A 21,059-nucleotide genomic window follows, 5' to 3' on the forward strand; every position below is an offset into this window, starting at 1 on the left:
TTGGCTAAGTTATCCCGAAGATAGTAAATTGAAGAGATTATAAGGTTTTGCAAACCCCAAAGCCAATTGAATTCTACTAAGTTTTAAGAATATTTTCTGAAAACTTGATTTTCAAATAACCGTCTTATTCGCTACATTCGGTTTGTATGATATTCTTCGAAATTAATAACCCGGGACTTTTTTTAGTTTGTGTGGGCATTTTCTTTGCCGCGGTTTTTCTAAGATATTTAATTTCCGCAGGGATATTTTACTGGTATTATTATAGCTTAAGAAGTGATAAATTCAGGAGTAAAAGATTAAGTAGGCGCGGTTTTAGAAAAGGACAGTTAAAAAAGGAAATTTACTGGAGTATGTGGTCTTCGGTTGTTTTTGGGTTTTTTGGAGCGCTAACTTATTTTCTATGGCAAAAAGGTTTTACCGCGATTTATCTGGATATTGAAAAATTTGGAATCTGGTATTTGCCGTCAAGTTTTATTTTACTTTCTCTACTTCACGAAACTTATTATTACTGGGTGCACCGTTGGATGCATAACCCCAAAGTTTTTAAAAAAATTCACAAAGTACATCACGATAGTTTAGTGCCCAGTCCCTGGACTGCATTTTCGTTCCATCCCTGGGAATCTTTGCTGGAAGCGCTTATCATTCCCGCAATTTTACTGGTCTTACCGGTTCATCCAATTGTAATTGGGGTTTATTTAATTTTTATGACGCTTAGTAGTGTGATAAATCATTTAGATATTGAAATTTATCCCGAAGCTTTTATAAAAAGCCGCCTGGGAAAATTATTTATTGGTGCCACGCATCATCATTTTCATCACGCCGAATTTAAGACCAATTTCGGGCTTTATTTTACCTTCTGGGACCGCTGGATGAATACCGAAAGTAGTTCTAAAATTTCTTCGGAATAAAAAGGCATTTAAATTTATAGAAGTTTTAATACGTCATCCTGAATTTATTTCAGGATATAATTTGTGAATATTAATATTTTTTAATCTCTGAAACCAGTTCAGGATGCCGTTCAAATATCTAAATTCTTCCCTGCTTATACTTTAAAAATTTTAGCAGGTTTCCTTATCTTGAGGCCAAAATGAAAATCTATGATTAAAAAATTACCAATTCTGGGGCTGGCGGCGTTACTTGCAGCCGGCTGCGGAAGTGAAAAATCGGTTTTTGGCGGTAAAGATATGTCGGCTGAGAACACTTCAAAAAAATCCACAAACGGATTAAAATCTTATAAAGAGGTCATTACTTCAGAAGCAGCGTCTGATGAAGGGCTTTTTACCACACATTTTGTAGACGATAAGCTTTACTTTGAAATCCCAATGGAGATGCTGGATAAAGATATGCTACTGGTAAGCCGTATTGCCGGAGTTCCAGACGGTTATGGCGGCGGTTATGTGAATGCCGGTTCTAAAGTGAACGAGCAGGTGGTTCGCTGGACCAAACGTAAAGGAAATATAGATGTAAAAGTGATTAGTTTTGAAAATATGAGCGACGAAGAATCGCCTATTTATAAATCGGTGCAGGCCAATAATTATTTTCCAATTCTTTTCAGCTCAAAAATTGAAGCTTATAACAACGATTCTACAAGTGTGGTAATAGAAGTTGGAGATTTGTTTGAAAACGAAGTACGGGCTATTAACGGACTTTCATCTTCGCTTAGAAAGCGTTATAAAGTAAAAAAGTTAGACCAGAGCAGGTCTTATATAGAATCTGCCAATGCTTACCCAAAAAATGTAGAGATAAAGCACGTAATGACTTACGAGGCCGAAGAGCCACCAACCAGAGACCAGGCCGGGACCATTTCTATGATGATGAATCAATCTATGATCTTACTGCCCGATGCGAAAATGCAGCCAAGAATTGCAGACCATCGTGTGGGCTGGTTTACCATAGATAAATACGATTATAATTCGGAAGAATTAAAAGCCGATGATTATGAACTAATTCGCCGCTGGAAATTGGTGCCAAAAGATATTGAAGCCTATAAGCGTGGAGAACTCGTAGAGCCTGAAGAACCTATAGTTTATTATTTGGATCCTGCCACTCCAGAAAAATGGAGGCCATATTTTAAGCAGGGAATTGAAGACTGGAATGTAGCTTTTGAAGAAGCAGGTTTTAAAAACGCGATAATCGCTAAAGATCCGCCTACCAAAGAAGAAGATCCTGAATTTAGCCCGGAAGATGTGAGATATTCGGTGGTTCGTTATGTGGCGAGTACTACCAGAAATGCGGTGGGACCTTCAGTAACCGATCCTAGAACCGGGGAAATTATTGAAAGTGATATTATCTGGTACCACAATCATTTGCGGTCTTACCGAAATCGGTATATGATTGAGGCTGGAGCGCAAACCGAAGATGCGAGAACCTTAAACACTCCCGAGTCTGAAATTGGGGAAATGATGCGTATGGTGATTGCGCACGAAGTTGGCCACGCGCTGGGACTTCCGCATAATATGAAAGCCAGCTCGGCTTATCCAACCGATTCTTTAAGATCGGCTGAATTCACGCAGAAATATGGTTTAACTCCTTCTATAATGGATTACGCCCGGGTAAATTATGTAGCACAACCCGAAGATGAAGGGGTGCGGTATATTAGAATGATGGGGCCGTACGATAAATATGCCATTAATTGGGGTTATAGATATATTCCAGAAGCCGATTCTCCTGAAGCAGAAAAAGAAAAGTTGGATAAATGGATTTTGGAAAAAGCAGGAGATCCCTGGTATGAATTCGGAAATGGTTATGCCGGGGTAGACCCGCAATCACAACGAGAAAGTTTGGGAGACGACCAGGTAAAAACCAGCGAATATGGATTGGCAAATCTTAAAAAAGTAGTTCCAAATTTAATAACCTGGACTTCCAAAGATGGTTACGCTTATGACGATCTTGAAGAAGTGTATCGTGAATTAACTTATATGTGGCGGGGCTATACTTCTCACGTGGTTGCGAATGTTGGCGGCGTTTACGAAACCCGAAAAACCTCAAATCAGGATGGAGTGGTTTACGAAAATGTGCCAAAGCAAAAACAAAAAGAAGCTGTTGACTTCCTGGTAGAAGAAGCGTTTACCAAGCCCGATTGGTTGCTTAACCAGGAAATTTTAAACCGAATTGGAGCTTCGGGAGCGATAGAACGGGTGCAGGGTTTACAAACCCGTGCCCTGAATAATTTGCTGGATGAAGATCGCTTAAACCGAATGATAGCCAACGAAGAAGTAAATGGTGACGAAGCCTATACCGCTGTGAATTTAATGAAAGAACTGCGAGATGGTATTTTTAGCGAACTTTATAATCGAAATAAAGTTGATGCTTACCGGCGAAATCTGCAACGTTCTTATGTAGATATTGCTTCAGAATATCTTAAGAAATTAAATGCTGAAGATAACCAGGCATTGCTGAAGTCTGATATTTTGCCTTTGATGCGAGGCGAAATGCAAACTTTAAAGCGTGAAATTAATCGAAGAAAATCTGGAACAAATCATTCGTTAACCCAATATCACTGGGAAGATCTAATCGCCAGGATAGATGCTGCGTTAGATGTAGAGGCTTAATTTTTAGGTCAGAATTAATTAAAATCCCCGGAAACTTTATGTTTTCGGGGATTTGTTTTACTCGTCATTCTGTCCCGACGCTTCGGGATCATTTCAGAATCTAACTTGTTACTTTCTGTTGCGAGTTTATAAAATTCTGGATTTCCTGGATCTCTTTCTGGGCTTTAGCTGGAAGATGTCTTGTTTTTCCGTTTCTGAGTTTCAGGCTTAAACGTTTTCTTCCGAAGAAATTTTTATAAACGCTGCTTGTTTTCTTGATCTAATTTCACTTCCGTTAAAAGCTTAAATAATAGAGCTAAAATAAGAAATATCTACTTTTTATTATTTCTTCTTCTAAAATGGAAAAGAAACAGGTAAAATAATAAAAGAGCGGTCATTATATTGTATCCGCTCTCCAGTTCTACACTACCATCCCAGGAAATAAACTCTAAAATTAAATGATAGAAAATTAGAAAAACACCAAACATTAGTGCCTGCGAAGCATACCTGTGTCTAATTAATTTTAATTCTTCACTTTCATTTTTTTCCTTTGAAAGGCTTAGTAAAACTAAAGCCAGGAAGAAAAAGGTTTTAGAAATCCAGCTTAGTAGTTCATTCTCGACTTTAAAATAGGTAGCAAGATTTTCTGAGAAAATTATAAGCGCCAGAGTCACCGGAATCAGGACTAAACTAATTATTTTAATAGCGTAGGGGAATTGTAAAGTTTTCTGCATAAAATTTCAAGAATTACTGAACGGGAAAATCAAAGTAAGTTTCAGGATATGGTTCATTTCGCAAAGTATAATGCCACCATTCTTCAGGATAAGGTCTAAACCCGTTTTTAATCATTATTCGCTTTAGCAAAGAACGATTGGCTTTTTGTTCTTTAGTGATCTTATTTGTGCCGTGGTGTGAAATATCACCAAAGAAATCGTAGCCGCTACCCATATCTACTTCTTCCCCTGTCTGGGCATCAATAATGCTAAGATCTACGGTACTGCCACGGGAGTGCCCAGACTTAGTAGCTATATATCCTAACTGAAAAAGATCTTTTTTAGCCACATCGGGATAGAATTTTTGTTTGGTAAGTGTGTCTTCGGGTTTTTTAGCCCATGCTATAAAATGGTTTACTGCGGTTTGGGGACGGTAAGCATCAAAAATCTTTAAACAATAACCTTCAGCCATTAAATCTTTTTGAGCTTTTTCAAGCGATGTGGCAGCTTCCTCCGTTAAAATGGCAACAGGTTTATGGTAGGCGTTTACCGGTTTTCCTATGAAATTATTACTCCGGGCATATCGAATATCTAATTTAATATCAGGAATTTTTTCATTAACATATACAAAACCTTTTTGAAGTTTGTGCTCCTGTGCCAGGCTTGGTGTAATGTTAATTATAAAAATTAAAAGGTAGGTTAAGCTTTTCATTTTTACTGAATTTTAAGCCAAGTTACTTAAAATATTATTTCCTGATCTTCATCATATTATTTAGAGTTTTAAAACGCTAATTTTAAGCTGTTTAATTAAAATAAATCAGGTCATGGAATTAAAAGGTAAAGTAGCGCTCATAACTGGAGCGGCATCGGGAATAGGAGAAAGTACAGCTTTGCTTTTTGCAAAGGAAGGTGCCCGGGTTTTTTTAACTGATATCGATGTTGAAAAAGGAGAAAAACTGGTGAAGAAAATAACTGAAGATGGAGGAGAAGCGGTATTTTTTAAGGCAGATATTTCAAAAGCCAAAGATTCTGAAAACAGTGTTGCCGAAGTGGTAAAGAAATTTGGTAAACTCGATATTGCCGTAAATAATGCCGGGGTTGGGGGGCCGCAGCATCCGGTTGGTGAATATCCTGTGGAGGGTTGGGATAAGGTGATCGCGATAAATCTTTCAGGGGTTTTCTACGGAATGCGGTATCAAATTCCAGCAATGCTCAAAAATGGAAACGGTTCAATTATTAATGTGGCCTCTATTTTAGGAAGCGTGGGTTTTGCGAATTCGGCAGCTTATGTAGCGGCAAAACATGGGGTGGTAGGTTTAACAAAATCTGCTGCATTGGAATATTCAGCTAAAGGAATAAGGGTGAATTCTGTTGGGCCTGCGTTTATAAATACGCCAATGTTAAAAGATTTAGATAAAGATTTATTATCGCAATTGGTAAATGTACATCCAATTGGCAGATTAGGAGAAGCCGATGAGGTGGCTCAGCTATTTTTGTGGCTGGCTGGTGAGAAGTCGTCTTTCGCTACTGGAGCTTATTATCCTATAGATGGCGGATATTTAGCACAATAATTTTTTTTCAATTTAACATCTTCAAAACCGGTAGAAAGTCATTTTTATCGGTTTTTCTATTGCCATTTTTTCTCCCTTCTTTGATCTATAACTTTATGATTTTCATAAGAAATAGAAAAGGAAATTACTGTTTAAAAATAGTATTTTAGTGCCTTTAATTTAGCACATTTAAACCGAAGATTTAGTTAACATTTTATGGTAGAATCTGGCACCTCTAAACTTCCTAAAGAGGAATTAGACAATCTTAAAAATTATGCTGACGGATTTATTAAAACCGTTAGAGAGCCCTTATTGGTACTGGATACAGGCCAAAATGTTGTGGCATACAATGCTAATTTTGAGAAAAAATTTAGAATTAGTAATATTGAAGAAGGGGGTTCAGTTTTTACTTTTAATAAAAAGCAATTTGATACTGCTGGATTCAGAGAAATTCTGGAAGAACTTCAAAGCGGGGAAAAAACGATTTCCGATAGCACTGTTGAGGTGAAGTTTTCAGAAAATGAAAGAAAAAAATTCTCGGTAAACGCTTCTTTACTTTCCCTGCCAAAGAAAAACTCTTTAATTCTCTTGAGTTTTAAAAGACTTAAATCAAGTGTGGGGTTGTCCCGCCAGGAGAAAGTTTTTAATAAAATTGTAGATAATATACTTTCTAATGCGCCTGCTGCGATTTGCATTCTTAGAGGACCCGAGCATATTTTTGAAGTAGCTAATGAGAATTACCTAAAATTAATTGGCAATAGAAATATTATAGGAAAAACCGTAAAAAAGGCTCTTCCAGAAGTGGGAAATCAAGGTTTTATAGATCTTTTAGATACAGTTTATTCTACCGGTGAACCATATATTGGAAATGAAACCCCAATTAAGCTTCAGGACGAAAATGAAGAGATTAAAAATTCTTTCCTCAATTTTGTTTATGAACCTACCCGGAACAAAAAAGGTAAAATAGATGGAGTTTTTGTCCACGCTATTAATGTGACCGAGCAGGTGCTGGCTCGTAAAAAAATTGAAGAAAGTGAAGACCGGTTAAACCAGGTGATTGATGCGGTACCGGCTATTATATGGATAACCGATGAAAATGGAAAAAGTACCTTTTTAAATAAAAATTGGTATAGTTATACCGGCCAGGAAGTAGAAGATGCCAAAGTCTTTGGTTGGTTAAAAACAACGCATCCTGAAGATTATAAAGGTGCTAAAGAGACTTTTCTTGAAGCCCAAAAGGAAAGAAAACATTACAGCTCCACCTTTCGTCTTCAAAGTGCAAAGGGAGATTACCGGTGGGTTATAGATAAAGGAAGCCCCCGGTTTAACTCCAACGGCGAGTACGAGGGAATGATTGGTACTGTTATAGATGTACACGACGAAAGGATAAAAGAAAACCTGGTGCGGGAAAAAGAACACCGTTTACAGGGCATAGTGAAAGAAGCCACGGTAGCGACCGCTATTTATACCGGGATTGATATGAATATTGAGTTGGCAAACGACGCTATGCTTAAGCTATGGGGAAAAAATAAATCGGTTGTAGGAACGCCCTTAGAAAAGGCTCTCCCCGAATTAGATGGGCAGCCCTTCCTGGAACTGTTGAGAAATGTGTTTACCACAGGGGAAATCTATTGGGGTAAAGAAGATAAAGTAGATTTACTTATAGACGGTGAAATGCATACCGGCTTTTATAACTTTACTTACAAACCACTACGGGATAAAAACGGGGAAATCTACGGAATTTTAAATATGGCAATAGATGTAACCGAATCGGTTAAATCTAAAATGCTGTTGAAGGAAAGCGAATTTCATTTCAGGCAAATGGCCGATTTAATGCCGGGAATGGTTTCAAAAACCGACGGACATGGAAATGATATTTATTTCAATAAAAACTGGTTAGATTTTACAGGTCGGGCTAGTGAAAACCTTAAAGAAATTGGCTGGGTAGCATTTATTCACCCTGATGAAAAACAATCTTATTTAGATGCCTGGGAAAAGTGTCTGGGCACTGGCTGCGATCTAGAAATGCAACTGCGATTAAAGAATAAAGAAGGGAAATATATCTGGCATTTAAGCCGGTGTGAAGCGGTTAAGGAAGACGATGGCTCAGTGAAAATGTGGATTGCCGCTAATACTGAAATCGATAAAATTAAGGAAGAGGAAAAGCGTAAAGAAGAATTCCTTAAAATGGTAAGCCACGAATTAAAAACCCCGGTTACCTCTATAAAAGGTTATGTGCAACTATTGCTAAGTTTAATTAAAAAACAGCAGGAAGCAGAAGTTTCAAAATTGCCGTTACAACCTTCTTTAGAAAGAATAAATCACCAGGTTTCAAGGTTAACACGATTAATTTCAGAAATACTTGATCTTTCCAGGATTCGGGAAAATCAATTGGAATTGAAGAGGGAAGAATTCAATTTAAATGAATTAGTTTCCGAAACTATTCAGGATATAAATTATACCAATACACAGCATAAAATAGACTTAGAGAGTGAAGTAAACGGAGTTGTGATGGCAGATAGAGACCGTATTGGGCAGGTAATTATTAATTTAATTATTAATGCTATAAAATATTCCCCCGGCAGCCTTAATATTAGTGTAAGCGTTGTAAAGGAAGCTAAAGACAAGGTAAAAGTAATTGTAAAAGATTATGGGATTGGAATAAGTACCGAAAACCATAAAAAAATCTTTAAACGATTTTACAGGATTGGGGTTAAAAGTGAAGAAACTTATTCTGGTTTCGGTATTGGATTATATTTGGCGAACGAGATTATGGAAAGACATAACGGAGAAATAAAAGTGAAAAGTAAATTAGGCGAAGGTTCAGAATTTTCATTTATTCTGGATGCCAAGCAAATTACTTCTTAAATAATTAATATGGAGAAAAATACAAAGATTCTAGTGGTAGATGATGATTCGGGAATTGGGGAAATGTTAAAAACATTACTGGAATTTTACGGTTATGAGGTAATTGTCACCGAAAAGCCACTTATAGCAGAAGAATTAATTCAGAAGGAAAATATAGATATTGTACTTTTAGATATGTTAATTTCTGGCGTTGATGGTACCGATGTTTGTGCGGGAATAAGAAAAAACCCGGAGATTGCCGAAACCCCTGTACTTATGATGTCGGCATTGCACGATGCCGGGCCTAAATGTAGAGATGCAGGAGCAAACGATTTTATCGCAAAACCATTTGAGGTGGAAGAACTTACCGAAAAAATAGAAATAATACTTGCTGCCAACAAGGAATAGGAAACATTTTCTTTTGCGATTATGGAATTTATCCAATAAATTTGATTATTATTGGATAAATTCCTAAACATTAGAAATTATGGGGCAGCCACCATCTATTGACATTAAACATTTTAAAGAAGTAAGGGAGGAAAATAACTTTACGCAATCTGAATTTGCCGAACTTTTAGGGATAAAAAACTCTACGGCCGATATTGAACGCGGCCGTACTAAACTATCAGGAAAAGTGGTAGCCGAGCTTTTAAGTCAGTTTGGGATAAATCCGTTGTGGCTTTTTGGACAGAGTGGGCAAAAATATTTGCAATTAAGCAAGGGCGATGTAAGCCCAAAAGTTGTTACCGTAGATTCTTCAGATAATGAAAATATGGTAATGGTGAATCAAAAAGCTGCTGCCGGATATCCACATAACGTTCAGGATGTAGAATGGTACCAGCAATTACCCGCTTTTGATATTCCGTTACCTGAATTTAGAAATGCAACCTATCGCGGTTTTCAAATTGAAGGAGATAGTATGCTGCCCAATTATTATCCTAATGAATGGGTTTTGGCTAAAGCCGTTCCCGATTTAGATCAGGCCAGTAATAATAAAATCTATGTAGTGGTGTTGCAGGATTCAGTGCTGGTTAAAAAACTTCAAAAACTCCCCGATGCTTCTAAGGTTCTTTTAATTTCATTAAATGAAGAATATCTACCAATTGAAGTGAATATTAACGAAATTCAGGAACTCTGGCAGGTAAACTCCAAGCTTACTTTTAACTTAGATAATCCTTCAGAAAGCGGACTTTTTAGAGAATTAAAACAATCTATGGAAGATCTTAAACGAGAATTAAAATCGTTTAAGAAACAGGCTTAAATAAAAAAATCCTTTTTGAACTTAATCAAAAAGGATTTTTTCTTTGGTTGGTTAAAATTTCAGCTACTACATGTCGTCTGTAGCATCTTCTACTTCGTCTCCTACATCATCTGCAGCATCTTCAATATCGTCTGCAGCTTTTTCCACACCAGATTTTTCTTCTCTACAAGAAGTAAAAACCGCAGCGGTACTAAAGGTAATAGCGAGCATTAAAATTAATTTTTTCATAGTTCTAAGTTTAGTTAATTATTAATAGAATTAATAGTCGTCGTTACCTTCAACTTCATCCTCAACTTCGTTGGCAGCATCTTCCACTGCGTCACCGGTTTCGTTAGCCGCATTTTCTACAGCGTCCCCGGCATCGTTGGCGGCGTCTTCAATGTCGTCTCCAGCATGATCCATATCCTCGTGCATTTCGCCTTCCATTTCTTCACCCTCCATTTCCATTTCGTTCTCTTCTTCATTAACCTCACGGCAAGAAGTAAAAGCTGTACTAAGGGTAAAAAACATAGCGAGCATTAAAATTGATCTTTTCATAAATTTGGTTGTTTCTAGTTTGTTAAAGCAAAATTAGAAATGTAAAAGTGGATTTTAACAGAAACAATATTAAAATTTTCTTAAAAAACCACGAAAACAGTTTGTTTTCAGCTGTTTTATTGCTTTTGCTTAATTGTCGTCAATTTTATCTATCTCCTCGTCTATTTCTTTATTTACCTTTCCGTCTACTTTTTCACCGGCACGTTCCAGGATCCCTTTGCGCTCTTCTTCGGGCTCAACAGTTTCCTCTTTTTCCACTTCAACTTCCCTAACCACGGTTTCTTTTTCTGTAGTTTCCCGGCATGAAGTAAAGCTCATTGCGGTAAACAGTAAAATTACTCCAGTAATAAGTACTCGTCTCATAATGTTTAATTTATTGGTTTATACACCGAAATTACAATATAAATGTTAGGTGCATTTATTTTTTAGGAAATTTTAGCTAAACCCGGGTAAGCTCCTTAGGTATTTAATTACAGTTTTGGTAGCACCGGTATTACTGTTGATAAAGTGACCGGAAATCATCCCGGTTTTCTCTCTGTATTTTTTATTGGCAATAAGTTTTTCTGTCACCTCACTAAATTCTAAAGAGTTTTCTACCGAAAATAAACCAGCAAGTTGTCTTAGCCGAATAGCTTCTGGAAAGTTCTTATAATTTTCACCAATAATAATCGGAATTCCAAAAGTAGCAGGTTCCAGAATGTTATGAAGTCCGGTATTACCGGCGGCACCGCCTACATAGGCAATATTGGCATAACTGTAAACTTTGCCCAGCAAACCTATGGTGTCTAAGATTAATACATCGAAATTAGCCAGATCTTGGTTTTCTATATTTGAATATCGAATAGATCTCTTTTTGATTTTTTGTTCCAGCGCCTTTATTTTCTCTTCTTTAATCTCATGAGGAGCAATTATTATCTTGATTTCTGCGGAAGTTTTATTAATAAATGGAAACAAAATTTCTTCATCTTCGGGCCAGGTACTTCCAGCTACCAGACAGGTTTTGTTATTTATAAACTCTTCAGCAAAATTAAGTGTATTGTTATACTGAATTTGTCTTGAAACACGATCAAAGCGCGTATCGCCACTTAGGGTGATGTTATTCAAACCAATAGATTGAAGTAAATTCATTGAAGCTTCATTTTGAACAAAAAAGTGATCAAAATTTGAAAGCGCTTTCCGCATAAAACCTCCGTAAGCTTTAAAATAGACCTGGTTTTCTCTAAAGGCACCAGAGACCAATATACTTTTAATGTTTCGTTTATTTAATTCGGTTAAGAAATTGGGCCAGATTTCATATTTAATAAAGAAAGCAATTTTCGGATTCACAAGCTCAAGGAATCGTTTTGCATTATTTGGGGTATCTAACGGAAGATAGGTAATCACATCAGCCAGCGGGTGATTTTTCTTGTTTTCATATCCCGAAGGTGAAAAAAAAGTGATGAGAATCTTATACTTCGAAAATTCATTTTTTACCTCTTCAATAATGGGTAAAGCTTGTTCAAACTCCCCTAAAGAAGCAGCGTGAAACCAAAGATAATCTGAAGCAGGATCTATTTCTGCCTCCAGTTTAGCGAAAACCGATTTACGGCCTTCGATGAATAGTTTGAGTTTAGGATTAAACCTGCCGGCCAACGGTAATGCTTTTTCGGCAATTTTTGTGACTAAGTTGTAAAGTGGTTTCAAAATACTTGTTTCTTATGCGAAAATAGGCCTTTAATTAAAATTGATTGGCAATAGAAAGCTTATTTCGTATTTTCGTGCTACTCAAAAAAAACAGATGAAAAAGATACAAATGGTTGATCTTAAGGGTCAATATGAGGGCATAAAAGATCAGGTGAATACTTCTTTTCAGGAAGTTATAGAAAATGCAGCATTTATTAACGGTCCTGAAGTTCAGCAATTTCAGAAAGATTTAGAAGATTATCTTCAGGTTAAACACGTAATACCCTGTGCGAACGGTACCGATGCGCTGCAAATAGCAATGATGGGTCTTGGTTTAAAACCGGGAGACGAAGTAATTACTGCCGATTTCACTTTTGCGGCTACGGTTGAGGTTATAGCGCTTCTTCAGCTTACTCCAGTGTTGGTAGATGTAGAACCCGATACCTTTAATATAGATCCCGAAGCCATAAAAAAAGCGATTACCCCAAAAACAAAAGCCATTGTTCCTGTTCATCTTTTTGGCCAGCCGGCAAATATGGATGCGATTATGGAAATTGCCGAAGAACATAATCTCTATGTGATTGAAGATAATGCGCAAGCTATTGGTGGAAACTACCATTCTAAAAATGGCAAAACTCAAAAAACGGGAGCTATTGGCCATATTGGTGCTACTTCGTTTTTTCCTTCTAAAAACTTAGGGTGCTACGGCGATGGTGGTGCGATTTTCACCAATGATGATGAAATGGCGCATACTATTCGTGGCATTGTGAACCACGGAATGTACGAGCGTTATCATCACGATGTGGTGGGTGTGAATTCCCGATTGGATAGTTTGCAAGCGGCAGTTTTACGAGCAAAACTTCCAAAATTAGATTCTTATAATGAAGCCAGAAAGAAATCGGCGGTTAAGTATTCTGAAGCTTTGAAAGGGCAGGAAGATGTAATTACACCGGTGCTTCTTGGCAAGGAAGATACACACGTTTATCACCAATATACACTGAAAATTATAAACGGAAAACGTGACGCCCTGGCCAAACATCTTCAGGAAAAAGGAATTCCTTTCGGGATTTATTATCCTATTCCACTACACAAGCAAAAAGCTTATGTAGATTCAAGATATAACGAAGCCGATTTCCCGGTGACCAATCATTTGGTTCAGGAAGTACTTTCCTTACCAATGCATACCGAATTGGATGATGAGCAAATTGAGTATATTTCAAAAACTATTTTAGATTTTTGAATAGCTAGAATTTGATGAGGCTGAAATTTTAAGGAGTTTCTAAATTAATTTCTTCGGAAATCAATGCTCCATTTTCCGTCATACCTTCAACGAAGATTTTTATTTTGGGAGTTTGTGTGTCAAGTATTTTGAAACTGGTGTTTCCTTCTTGATTCAAAAATGTATCACCTATCCAGTGAATAACACCATAATCTTCAAATAAATTGTTGGAATATGATCGGTATTTTGGAGCATAGAATTCTTTATCTGAAGCAAAACCATTTTCAGTAATGAATTTAAACGTAGAATCGTTGTAAGTTGCGTCTGAATCTTTGCTTTTATAGTTTTGGCCGGTTTTTATTTTTATTACTCCACCAACTCCAGTGGGGCCCATAATACCGCCGCCACTTTTATTAATATATATTGCCTCTACTTCTGATGTGCGTAATTGGGTAAGAAAATCATAATTCTGCATCCTTACGCCATCCATAAATATAATTGGCGGATAGGCTTTTCCCATTCTTTGTGATAGAATTAGTAATTCCCCACTACCTACATTTCGTTTTACCTGGAAGCCTCGCATCTTTAAATAATTGGTGAAGAAAGTGAAGGCTTGTCCTGTTTCTTTACCAATTATTTCTGTTTGGCCCATAGAACCCATCTTTTGAGCTATTTCTTTAGAGGTTTTTGAACTAGCTTTTACAACCACTGTATCTAAAGCTTCAGAATTTTTAATAAAGTTGCCAATACTTCCGGGTGATATTCCCGGATTTGGATTTGAATTTTTAAGCTCTTTTCTTAAGAAAATTTCATCGAGTTCTGATTCATTTTTTTGAGGTAGAACAGTGGCGTACATAGCTGGTTTCTTAATTCGGTTATTTTTCTTGGCAAGGCCAATATTTACAGCGGCACTATCTAAAAGGTATAAATTTTTAGCCTTAAAACTTTTGCTATCATCCAATTGTAATATCTCGAAAAGGCTTGAATTGTCTGATTGTAAGAACACAAGCTGGTCTTCAGAAACTTTTTTATCGTTTACCGTACCATTTATGGTAAAGCCTTTTTCAGCAGTATAAAGCTCTTTTGGAGTCTCATTAAAAATATTATTCCACGAATATTTGCTCCAGCCCTGGGTTAATAACAGTAGGTCCAGATCATAATTCCTTCTTCTTTTATCAGTTTTTTTCCTGAAATAATAGGCCGAATTTTCAACCTCACCTTTAACGTAAGGCTCTAATAGAAATTCTGAAAGTATTGTTTGCTGAGTTGCATAGGCGCTGGTGTTTCCGGGAAGTACAGATATGCTAAGCGTATTACTTCTAATATTATCCAGTTTAGAATTTAGCTGAATTTCGAGGCTGTCTCTTGCTTTAGTTACTTGTTTGGCATTTACATTAACTCTTTTAATTTTTGAATAATTGAAAATAAGTCGTTCTAGCAATGGCTGAAAGTCTTCATTGAAGACCGTGATGGTGTTGACTCCAGAAAAAAGTGAATCAGTTGATATGTCAATAGGCGCAATTGTTTTCCCTTTTGGAAATTGAAACTTATACTGTCTCATTTCTCCATTCTTATGTATAGCAACTAAAAAGTCTTTCTTTTCAATTTGAGAAAGCGTTTTCTCATTGGTTTTTAGAGAAATTATAAGTTTATCTTTTAAAAAATTATTCGTTAAAGTAAGCCCGGTTTCTTCGGCCTTTTCAATATTTCTATTTATAACATCACCATTGGAGGTGGTTAATTGAAGCTTATAACTTTTACCCGATTCCGGGGTGAAACTTGCTTTTCCCATTCCAAATCGGTTAGATTTAAATGTGGTAATTACTTGATTAGTATCGTCTATAATCTTTGCGTCTTTAAACTTTACTCCATCTCCGGCGCTATTTATGAGTTTTATACCAAGAGTATTTTGAACATCAGCCAGTAAATGACCGCCTTCGGGTAAAATATAAAGTTCATAATTGGGTTTGATCTCCTTATTCTCATTTTCTCCTGCTATCTTAAAATTGACAACAAAACTTAGGTCTTCTTTAAAGTTGTTCATATAGCTCGTTGAAGCCTTTATAAAATAATCTCCTGGTCTGTATTCACCCGGCTCCAATTCAAAAAAACCTGTTCCTTTACCGCCATTTATGAAAAGAGTTTTTGTTTTTAAATGCTCCCCCTGTGAGTCGTATAACTCAACATTTAAATTGGTTGTTGCTAAGGATGGAAGTCCTTGCTGCTGATCAACTACATAGGCAGCAAACCAAATGTTTTCCTTTGGTAAAAAGGTAGATTTATTAAGATGTAGGTAAACTGCCTCTCTGTTTAATTTAAAATATTCTGCATATTTTTCCTTCAATTCTTTTTCATTGGTGATTTCATTTTGGGCTAGGCTACTTAGTGTAATAAAAAATAAAGGGAGTAATAATAGGTTTCTATATGAAGCGCAAATCATAGTAAAATATTAGAATATAGTTTAATAGGAGTTTATAAATTGAAGAATTAACCGAATAATTAAAGTTAATTAAATTTGAGAATAATGTAATGAAAAATATTAATATATAAAATCTCAGTATTAATTGGGCCTGTTTTGCGAAAACTTTATAACCATCATTTCGGCTAAAGCCTTTTCCAATTTTAGATCTAACTTTTTAGCTAATTCCTGTAATAGTTCATCTTCAAATGATGCTGATTTAAATAAAAAACAAATTGACTATATTACCGAAACAATCAAAGAATTTTTAAACTCATAAATTTTAAAAATGAAAAAACTTTTAATTTTTTGCTTCGGAATATTTTTATCTGCAGGGCTTCAGGCGCAGGATTTCTACATACAGGCCGGGAAATTGGTAGATACAAAATCAGGAAAAGTACTAACTAAAAAAACAATTATTGTTTCTGAAAAAAGGATTAAAAGTGTAGAAAACGGATTTGTAAATCCGGAAAATGAAAATGATTCAGTAATAGATCTACGTGATAAAACCGTGCTTCCGGGACTAACCGATATGCATGTGCATCTGGAAAGTGAAACAAATCCGCAAAAATATATGGAGCGTTTTATAAACGATCCAGAAGATGCGGCGTTTAACTCGGTTGGTTTTGCTAAAACCACGTTATTGGCCGGTTTTACTACAGTTAGGGAATTAGGCGGAAGCGGGGTAAATATTGCCCTTCGCGATGCTATAAATAAAGGAAAAATTGACGGTCCTAGAATTTTTACCGCCGGAAAATCTTTAGCAACTACAGGAGGTCACGCCGATCCCAGTAACGGAATGAATAAAGAATTAACCGGAGATCCGGGACCAAAAGAAGGGGTGGTTAACGGGCCTGATGAGGCAGCCAAAGCAGTACGCCAACGCTATAAAAATGGCGCCGATTTAATCAAAATTACTGCTACGGGCGGGGTTTTAAGTGTAGCTAAAAGCAGTTCAAATCCGCAGTTTACCGAAGAGGAAATAAGAGCTATTGTAAAAACGGCAAATGATTATGATTTTCATGTGGCCGCGCACGCGCACGGTGATGAAGGAATGCAACGCGCCATTAGAGCCGGTGTAAAAACCATTGAACATGGTACAAAAATGAGTGATGAAACGATGGATTTAATGAAGGAGCATGACGCTTATCTTGTACCAACAATCACAGCCGGGAAAGAGGTAACTCAAAATGCTGAAATTGAAAATTATTATCCTGAGCTCGTAGTGCCAAAAGCCAGGGAAATTGGTCCCCAAATTCAGGATATGTTTGGCCGGGCATACAAAAGGGGCGTGGGTATTGCCTTTGGTACCGATGCCGGTGTATTTAAACACGGTGAAAATGCACGGGAGTTTGTTTATATGACTGAAGCGGGAATGCCGGCAATGGAAGCAATTCAAAGTGCTACAATTACTGCGGCTAAAATTTTAAAAATGGAAGATGAGATCGGCCAGATCGCTGAAGGTTTTTATGCCGACATTATTGCGGTAGACGAAGATCCTACCAAGAATATTGAGACTTTAAAAGAAGTGAAATTTGTAATGAAAGAAGGAAAGATCTATAAAAATTAAATTCCTTTGTCACTTCGAGCGGAGTGGAGAAGTTTTGTCTGTAAACACATAAAAATAAAAAATCCTGAAGTTATGAACTTCAGGATTTTTTATTTTTTGGAATTTCTTTGGTCTATTGAAATCCAGGATGTTTTGAAGGTCATCCTGAATTTATTTCAGGATCTAACATATTAGAAGCTGAAACGCGTTCAGCTTGACGAAAGCTGGTTATTCAAAAAGCCTTTTAATTATGATTTTTTTTCAGTCTCAAACAGTAGCTGAAGCGGTTTCCATTTTTCGGTCTATCTTTTTTACTAATCCCTGTAAAACTTTTCCGGGACCTACTTCGGTAAAATTTGTAGCGCCATCTTTAATCATATTTTGAACACTTTGCGTCCATTTTACCGGGGAGGTTAATTGAAAAACCAGGTTTTTCTTAATCTCTTCCGGGTCGGTTACCGCAAAAGTACTTACGTTTTGATAAATTGGGCAAGTCGGGATATTGAAGGTTGTATTTTCTATTGCAGCTGCAAGTTCTTTTCGGGCTGGTTCCATTAAAGGTGAGTGGAAAGCACCGCCCACAGGTAAGATCATTGCTCTTTTGGCACCGCGTTCTTTTAAAGTTTCACAGGCAGCTTCCACAGCTTTTACATCACCAGAAATTACTAATTGTCCCGGGCAGTTATAATTGGCAGCTACTACGATTCCTTCTGTTTCGGCACAAACAGCTTCAACAACTTCATCTTCAAGACCTAAAACAGCGGCCATTGTAGAAGGTTCTAATTCGCAGGCCTCCTGCATCGCCATAGCGCGTTTATAAACCAACTTTAAACCGTCTTCAAAAGAAAGGGTGTTATTGGCGACTAGGGCAGAAAGTTCTCCAAGAGAGTGGCCGGCAACCATATCGGGCTTAAAATCTTCGCCTAAAACTTTGCTTAGAATAACCGAGTGTAAAAATACTGCCGGTTGGGTAACTTTAGTTTGCTTAAGGTCTTCAGCAGAACCTTCAAACATAATATCAGTGATAGAAAAGCCTAAAATTGAATTGGCTTTTTTAAATAGATCCTGTGCTTTGGTAGATTTTTCAAACAGGTCTAAACCCATTCCTGAAAACTGAGCTCCCTGGCCGGGAAAAATATATGCGTTCATAATATTCAATTTAGATTCGGCTAAAATAGAAATAATAAAAAAGACCTCATAACAAATGCGCTGTTACAAGGTCTTTCCTTAAAAATTTCTAAGTTTAAAGATTCAATTTTCCTTTTTCTCCAATATCTCCTTTTTTATCACCGCTTACTGCTGCAGCTCCTATTTTTAAGAAAGTCACAAATTTATTTTGCTTGTTATCCCAAAAGTAGGCTTCTTTGGGAACCACTTTTATAGCGGTTAAATTAGGATCATCTACTCCGTCAAACCAGGCATCGTCCATTTTTCCATAAAATTCTTTTAAAACACCCTCATTGGTTTCAATACTTGCTTTACCATAGATACTTATAAATTCCATATCTGAAGTGTCGCTAAATAACAACTGTACATCATTATCTTTTGCGATATCACCGTTGTGGTCGCTATCTAACCTGCTAAAAAACCAGATATTTCCTTCCTTATCTACTTCTTTGGTCGTCATTGGCACCGCGCTTAGGGGTTTATTGCCAAAATCGGTTACCAGCATACAGGTTTTGATATCCTTTACCATAGACTTCATTTTGTCTAAAGCCTCGTCTCTATTTAAATTTTCAGTACTCATTGTTTTTAAGTTTAAGTTGGAAATTGAATTTAATGAGTATCTCTGCCTATCTGCGCTAATAAACTCCTAAAAGAATAAAGCGGGCTGTTAAGAATTGTGAAATTAACTGAATTGTTTAAGTATACCGGTAACTTGAGATTTATAACCCATCCCAAAAAGATTGAGATGAACCAGTAAGTAGTAAAGTTGCCATAGCGGAATTCGGTCTTCAAAACCGGATTCTAAAGGAAATTCCTGCTCATAAACTTCAAAAAGCTGTTTGTCAAAACCACCAAAGAGTTGCATCATGGCAAGATCCATTTCGCGTGGAGCAAAAGCTGTGGCTGGATCTATAAGACAAGGGTTTCCCTCTTCATTGACCAAATAATTACCACCCCAAAGATCACCGTGTATTAATGATGGCTTTTCATCAGGAATTATTGCTGAAATATTTTTGAAAAAAGATTTAGTGACGCCAAGATCATAGCCTCTGTCTTTTGCCATTTTTAATTGAGGATCTAAGCGCTCAGAAATATAAAAGTCGGCTGCTGATGCTGACGCATTATTTTGTTGTGGAAGGCTACCAATATAATTATCCTGATGAAACCCGAATTCCTCTGAAGTTGTTTTATGCAAAGCGGCCATTTGCTTTCCAAAATCTGTCCAGAAAGTGGAGGATTTGGCGGTACTTTCCTTGTATTCCAAAAGTAAATATGAAGTGTTTTCAATTTTACCAACTCCTAAAACTCTGGGAATATCTATTACTTTTGGCTGCTCAAGTGCTTCCAGTCCGGCTTTTTCGGCCTCAAACATTCCTGGAAACTTTTCAGCATTATTTATTTTTACAACCTGCTTTTTATCTTCAGAATTAATAAGAAAAACATCATTAATATCTCCGCCTGTAAGTCGGCTGAATTTTGGACTTTTAAGATTATTTTCCTCTGCTATTTTATGCAGCGCTTCATTTTCTAACATAGGTAAGATAAGTGAATGCGTAATCGTGATTTTCGTCTTTTGGGTGAAATTCTTCGGCTACTAATTCCCATTTTTCTTCATCAATTTCAGGGAAAAAAGTATCTGCTTCAAAAGTTCCGTGTACGCGGGTAAGTTCTATTTTATCGGCCACGTCCATTCCCAATTTATAAATTTCACCACCGCCAATTATAAATGGCTGTTCATCGTTTTTAGCAAATTCGAGTGCTTTCTCTAAAGATGATACCACTGTTGCATCTTTTTTTAAATAATTATCTTTTCGAGTTATTACAATATGAGTGCGGTTAGGAAGTGGTTTTGGGAAAGTTTCAAAGGTTTTTCGTCCCATAATTATGTGATGCCCGGTAGTTAACTTTTTAAAACGCTTAAAATCATCTGGCAGGTGCCACACCAAATCCTGATCTTTTCCCAGGGCATTATTTTCCGCGGCAGCGGCAATCATTGTAATCATATTTTAAGTATTGTAAGGTTGGTCGGGCTTATCGGGATTGTCGGTTTTTGGTTTAAAACGCTCGTTCCCGCTTTTTAATTCCCGGTTATCTTCAGGTTTTAGAGTGGTTTCTCTTTGAGACCGATTTGCAGGAAAATCTTTTTCTACCTGTGTTTGCATTTTTGCGATTTTTTCCTTCTGTTTCTGCACTAATTTCGCCATTTGCTTATCCTGCCATTCTTTACCCATGAATTTATTGGTGATAAAAACATTAAAAACGTGCACTAAAAAAATAAACGCCCAAATTAAAATAGCCCATACAAACCAATTATAGCCCAACGGCATAAAATTCTCCTGGTAGCCAATCACCACATTTAAAACGATAAGGAAAACCGCACCGATAAGGAATATAATAAAATGCTGAAATAACCTCTTTTTTTGTAGGGTACGTTTACGCGCGTGTTCATAGAGTTCACGCTGTTCGGCATCGAGTTTAGAAGTGTTTTTCTTTTTAGAAAACATAATTAGAAGTACTTTAGTGTCTATTCCAAATTTACAGTTTTTGTTAACAATTCGCAGAGGAA

General features: G+C 36.7%; 20 protein-coding genes. 8 read left to right on the top strand and 12 right to left on the bottom strand.

Features of this window, described 5'->3' with window-relative positions:
• Positions 1–146 precede the first annotated feature (146 nt).
• Both B5488_RS02160 and B5488_RS02165 read left to right on the top strand, forming a co-directional pair.
• Positions 147–908 carry a sterol desaturase family protein gene (locus B5488_RS02160; RefSeq protein WP_079733777.1) on the top strand — a complete coding sequence of 254 codons (762 nt, stop codon included), beginning with the start codon at positions 147–149 and terminating at the stop codon, positions 906–908.
• Positions 909–1,097: 189 nt separating this feature from the next.
• Positions 1,098–3,551 (top strand): zinc-dependent metalloprotease, encoded by a 2,454-nt coding sequence (locus B5488_RS02165; RefSeq protein ID WP_079733778.1) that lies wholly within the window; start codon positions 1,098–1,100, stop codon positions 3,549–3,551.
• Positions 3,552–3,862: 311 nt separating this feature from the next.
• Here B5488_RS02165 and B5488_RS02170 read toward each other — a convergent pair whose 3' ends face one another.
• Positions 3,863–4,264 carry a hypothetical protein gene (locus B5488_RS02170; RefSeq protein WP_079733779.1) on the bottom strand — a complete coding sequence of 134 codons (402 nt, stop codon included), beginning with the start codon at positions 4,262–4,264 and terminating at the stop codon, positions 3,863–3,865.
• Between the two features lie 13 nt (positions 4,265–4,277).
• Positions 4,278–4,955 carry a M15 family metallopeptidase gene (locus B5488_RS02175; RefSeq protein WP_079733780.1) on the bottom strand — a complete coding sequence of 226 codons (678 nt, stop codon included), beginning with the start codon at positions 4,953–4,955 and terminating at the stop codon, positions 4,278–4,280.
• A gap of 112 nt (positions 4,956–5,067) precedes the next feature.
• On the opposite strand from B5488_RS02175, the gene B5488_RS02180 reads away from it, so the two are divergent.
• The 4 genes from B5488_RS02180 to B5488_RS02195 all read left to right on the top strand — a co-directional run bounded on the left by B5488_RS02180 (position 5,068) and on the right by B5488_RS02195 (position 9,901).
• The gene (locus B5488_RS02180; RefSeq protein ID WP_079733781.1) at positions 5,068–5,814 is read left to right on the top strand and encodes an SDR family NAD(P)-dependent oxidoreductase; all 747 of its coding nucleotides are present in this window, start codon (positions 5,068–5,070) and stop codon (positions 5,812–5,814) included.
• A gap of 195 nt (positions 5,815–6,009) precedes the next feature.
• Positions 6,010–8,661: a PAS domain-containing sensor histidine kinase gene (locus tag B5488_RS02185; protein WP_079733782.1), complete on the top strand. Its 2,652-nt coding sequence runs from the start codon at positions 6,010–6,012 to the stop codon at positions 8,659–8,661.
• Positions 8,662–8,670: 9 nt separating this feature from the next.
• Positions 8,671–9,048, top strand: a complete 378-nt coding sequence (locus B5488_RS02190) for a response regulator transcription factor (protein WP_079733783.1) — start codon at positions 8,671–8,673, stop codon at positions 9,046–9,048.
• A 79-nt stretch (positions 9,049–9,127) separates the two neighbouring features.
• Positions 9,128–9,901 carry an XRE family transcriptional regulator gene (locus tag B5488_RS02195; protein ID WP_079733784.1) on the top strand — a complete coding sequence of 258 codons (774 nt, stop codon included), beginning with the start codon at positions 9,128–9,130 and terminating at the stop codon, positions 9,899–9,901.
• Positions 9,902–9,967: 66 nt separating this feature from the next.
• On the opposite strand, the gene B5488_RS17960 is transcribed toward B5488_RS02195, so the two are convergent.
• The 4 genes from B5488_RS17960 to B5488_RS02210 all read right to left on the bottom strand — a co-directional run bounded on the left by B5488_RS17960 (position 9,968) and on the right by B5488_RS02210 (position 12,121).
• Entirely contained in the window at positions 9,968–10,129 is a 162-nt protein-coding gene (locus B5488_RS17960; protein WP_170065283.1) for a Vmc-like lipoprotein signal peptide domain-containing protein, read from the bottom strand.
• 30 nt (positions 10,130–10,159) lie between these two features.
• On the bottom strand, positions 10,160–10,438 hold the full coding sequence (locus B5488_RS02200; protein WP_079733785.1) for a hypothetical protein: 279 nt from the start codon (positions 10,436–10,438) through the stop codon (positions 10,160–10,162).
• 129 nt (positions 10,439–10,567) lie between these two features.
• On the bottom strand, positions 10,568–10,801 hold the full coding sequence (locus B5488_RS02205) for a hypothetical protein (RefSeq protein ID WP_079733786.1): 234 nt from the start codon (positions 10,799–10,801) through the stop codon (positions 10,568–10,570).
• A 72-nt stretch (positions 10,802–10,873) separates the two neighbouring features.
• A complete protein-coding gene (locus tag B5488_RS02210; RefSeq protein WP_079733787.1) occupies positions 10,874–12,121 on the bottom strand; it encodes a 3-deoxy-D-manno-octulosonic acid transferase in 1,248 nt (415 codons plus the stop codon).
• Positions 12,122–12,215: 94 nt separating this feature from the next.
• Here B5488_RS02210 and B5488_RS02215 point away from each other — a divergent pair, with 94 nt between their 5' ends.
• Positions 12,216–13,340: a DegT/DnrJ/EryC1/StrS family aminotransferase gene (locus tag B5488_RS02215; RefSeq protein ID WP_079733788.1), complete on the top strand. Its 1,125-nt coding sequence runs from the start codon at positions 12,216–12,218 to the stop codon at positions 13,338–13,340.
• Positions 13,341–13,368: 28 nt separating this feature from the next.
• On the opposite strand, the gene B5488_RS02220 is transcribed toward B5488_RS02215, so the two are convergent.
• A complete protein-coding gene (locus B5488_RS02220; protein WP_079733789.1) occupies positions 13,369–15,759 on the bottom strand; it encodes a hypothetical protein in 2,391 nt (796 codons plus the stop codon).
• A 307-nt stretch (positions 15,760–16,066) separates the two neighbouring features.
• On the opposite strand from B5488_RS02220, the gene B5488_RS02225 reads away from it, so the two are divergent.
• Entirely contained in the window at positions 16,067–17,347 is a 1,281-nt protein-coding gene (locus tag B5488_RS02225) for a metal-dependent hydrolase family protein (protein ID WP_079733790.1), read from the top strand.
• 246 nt (positions 17,348–17,593) lie between these two features.
• Here the strand turns inward: B5488_RS02225 and fabD are convergent, their stop codons facing one another.
• The 5 genes from fabD to B5488_RS18115 form a co-directional block, all read right to left on the bottom strand.
• Positions 17,594–18,475 (bottom strand): ACP S-malonyltransferase, encoded by an 882-nt coding sequence (gene fabD / locus B5488_RS02230; protein ID WP_079733791.1) that lies wholly within the window; start codon positions 18,473–18,475, stop codon positions 17,594–17,596.
• 94 nt (positions 18,476–18,569) lie between these two features.
• Entirely contained in the window at positions 18,570–19,073 is a 504-nt protein-coding gene (locus B5488_RS02235; RefSeq protein ID WP_079733792.1) for a pyridoxamine 5'-phosphate oxidase family protein, read from the bottom strand.
• Between the two features lie 102 nt (positions 19,074–19,175).
• A complete protein-coding gene (locus B5488_RS02240) occupies positions 19,176–20,027 on the bottom strand; it encodes a fructosamine kinase family protein (protein ID WP_079733793.1) in 852 nt (283 codons plus the stop codon).
• Positions 20,014–20,496 (bottom strand): dihydrofolate reductase, encoded by a 483-nt coding sequence (locus B5488_RS18110; protein ID WP_231919790.1) that lies wholly within the window; start codon positions 20,494–20,496, stop codon positions 20,014–20,016. The genes B5488_RS02240 and B5488_RS18110 overlap by 14 nt, the downstream gene beginning before the upstream one ends.
• 3 nt (positions 20,497–20,499) lie before the next feature.
• Positions 20,500–20,997 carry a 2TM domain-containing protein gene (locus B5488_RS18115; RefSeq protein WP_231919791.1) on the bottom strand — a complete coding sequence of 166 codons (498 nt, stop codon included), beginning with the start codon at positions 20,995–20,997 and terminating at the stop codon, positions 20,500–20,502.
• Positions 20,998–21,059 lie beyond the last annotated feature (62 nt).

The sequence above is a fragment of the Salegentibacter salegens genome (assembly GCF_900142975.1).
In the GTDB taxonomy this organism is placed as follows: Bacteria; Bacteroidota; Bacteroidia; order Flavobacteriales; family Flavobacteriaceae; genus Salegentibacter; species Salegentibacter salegens.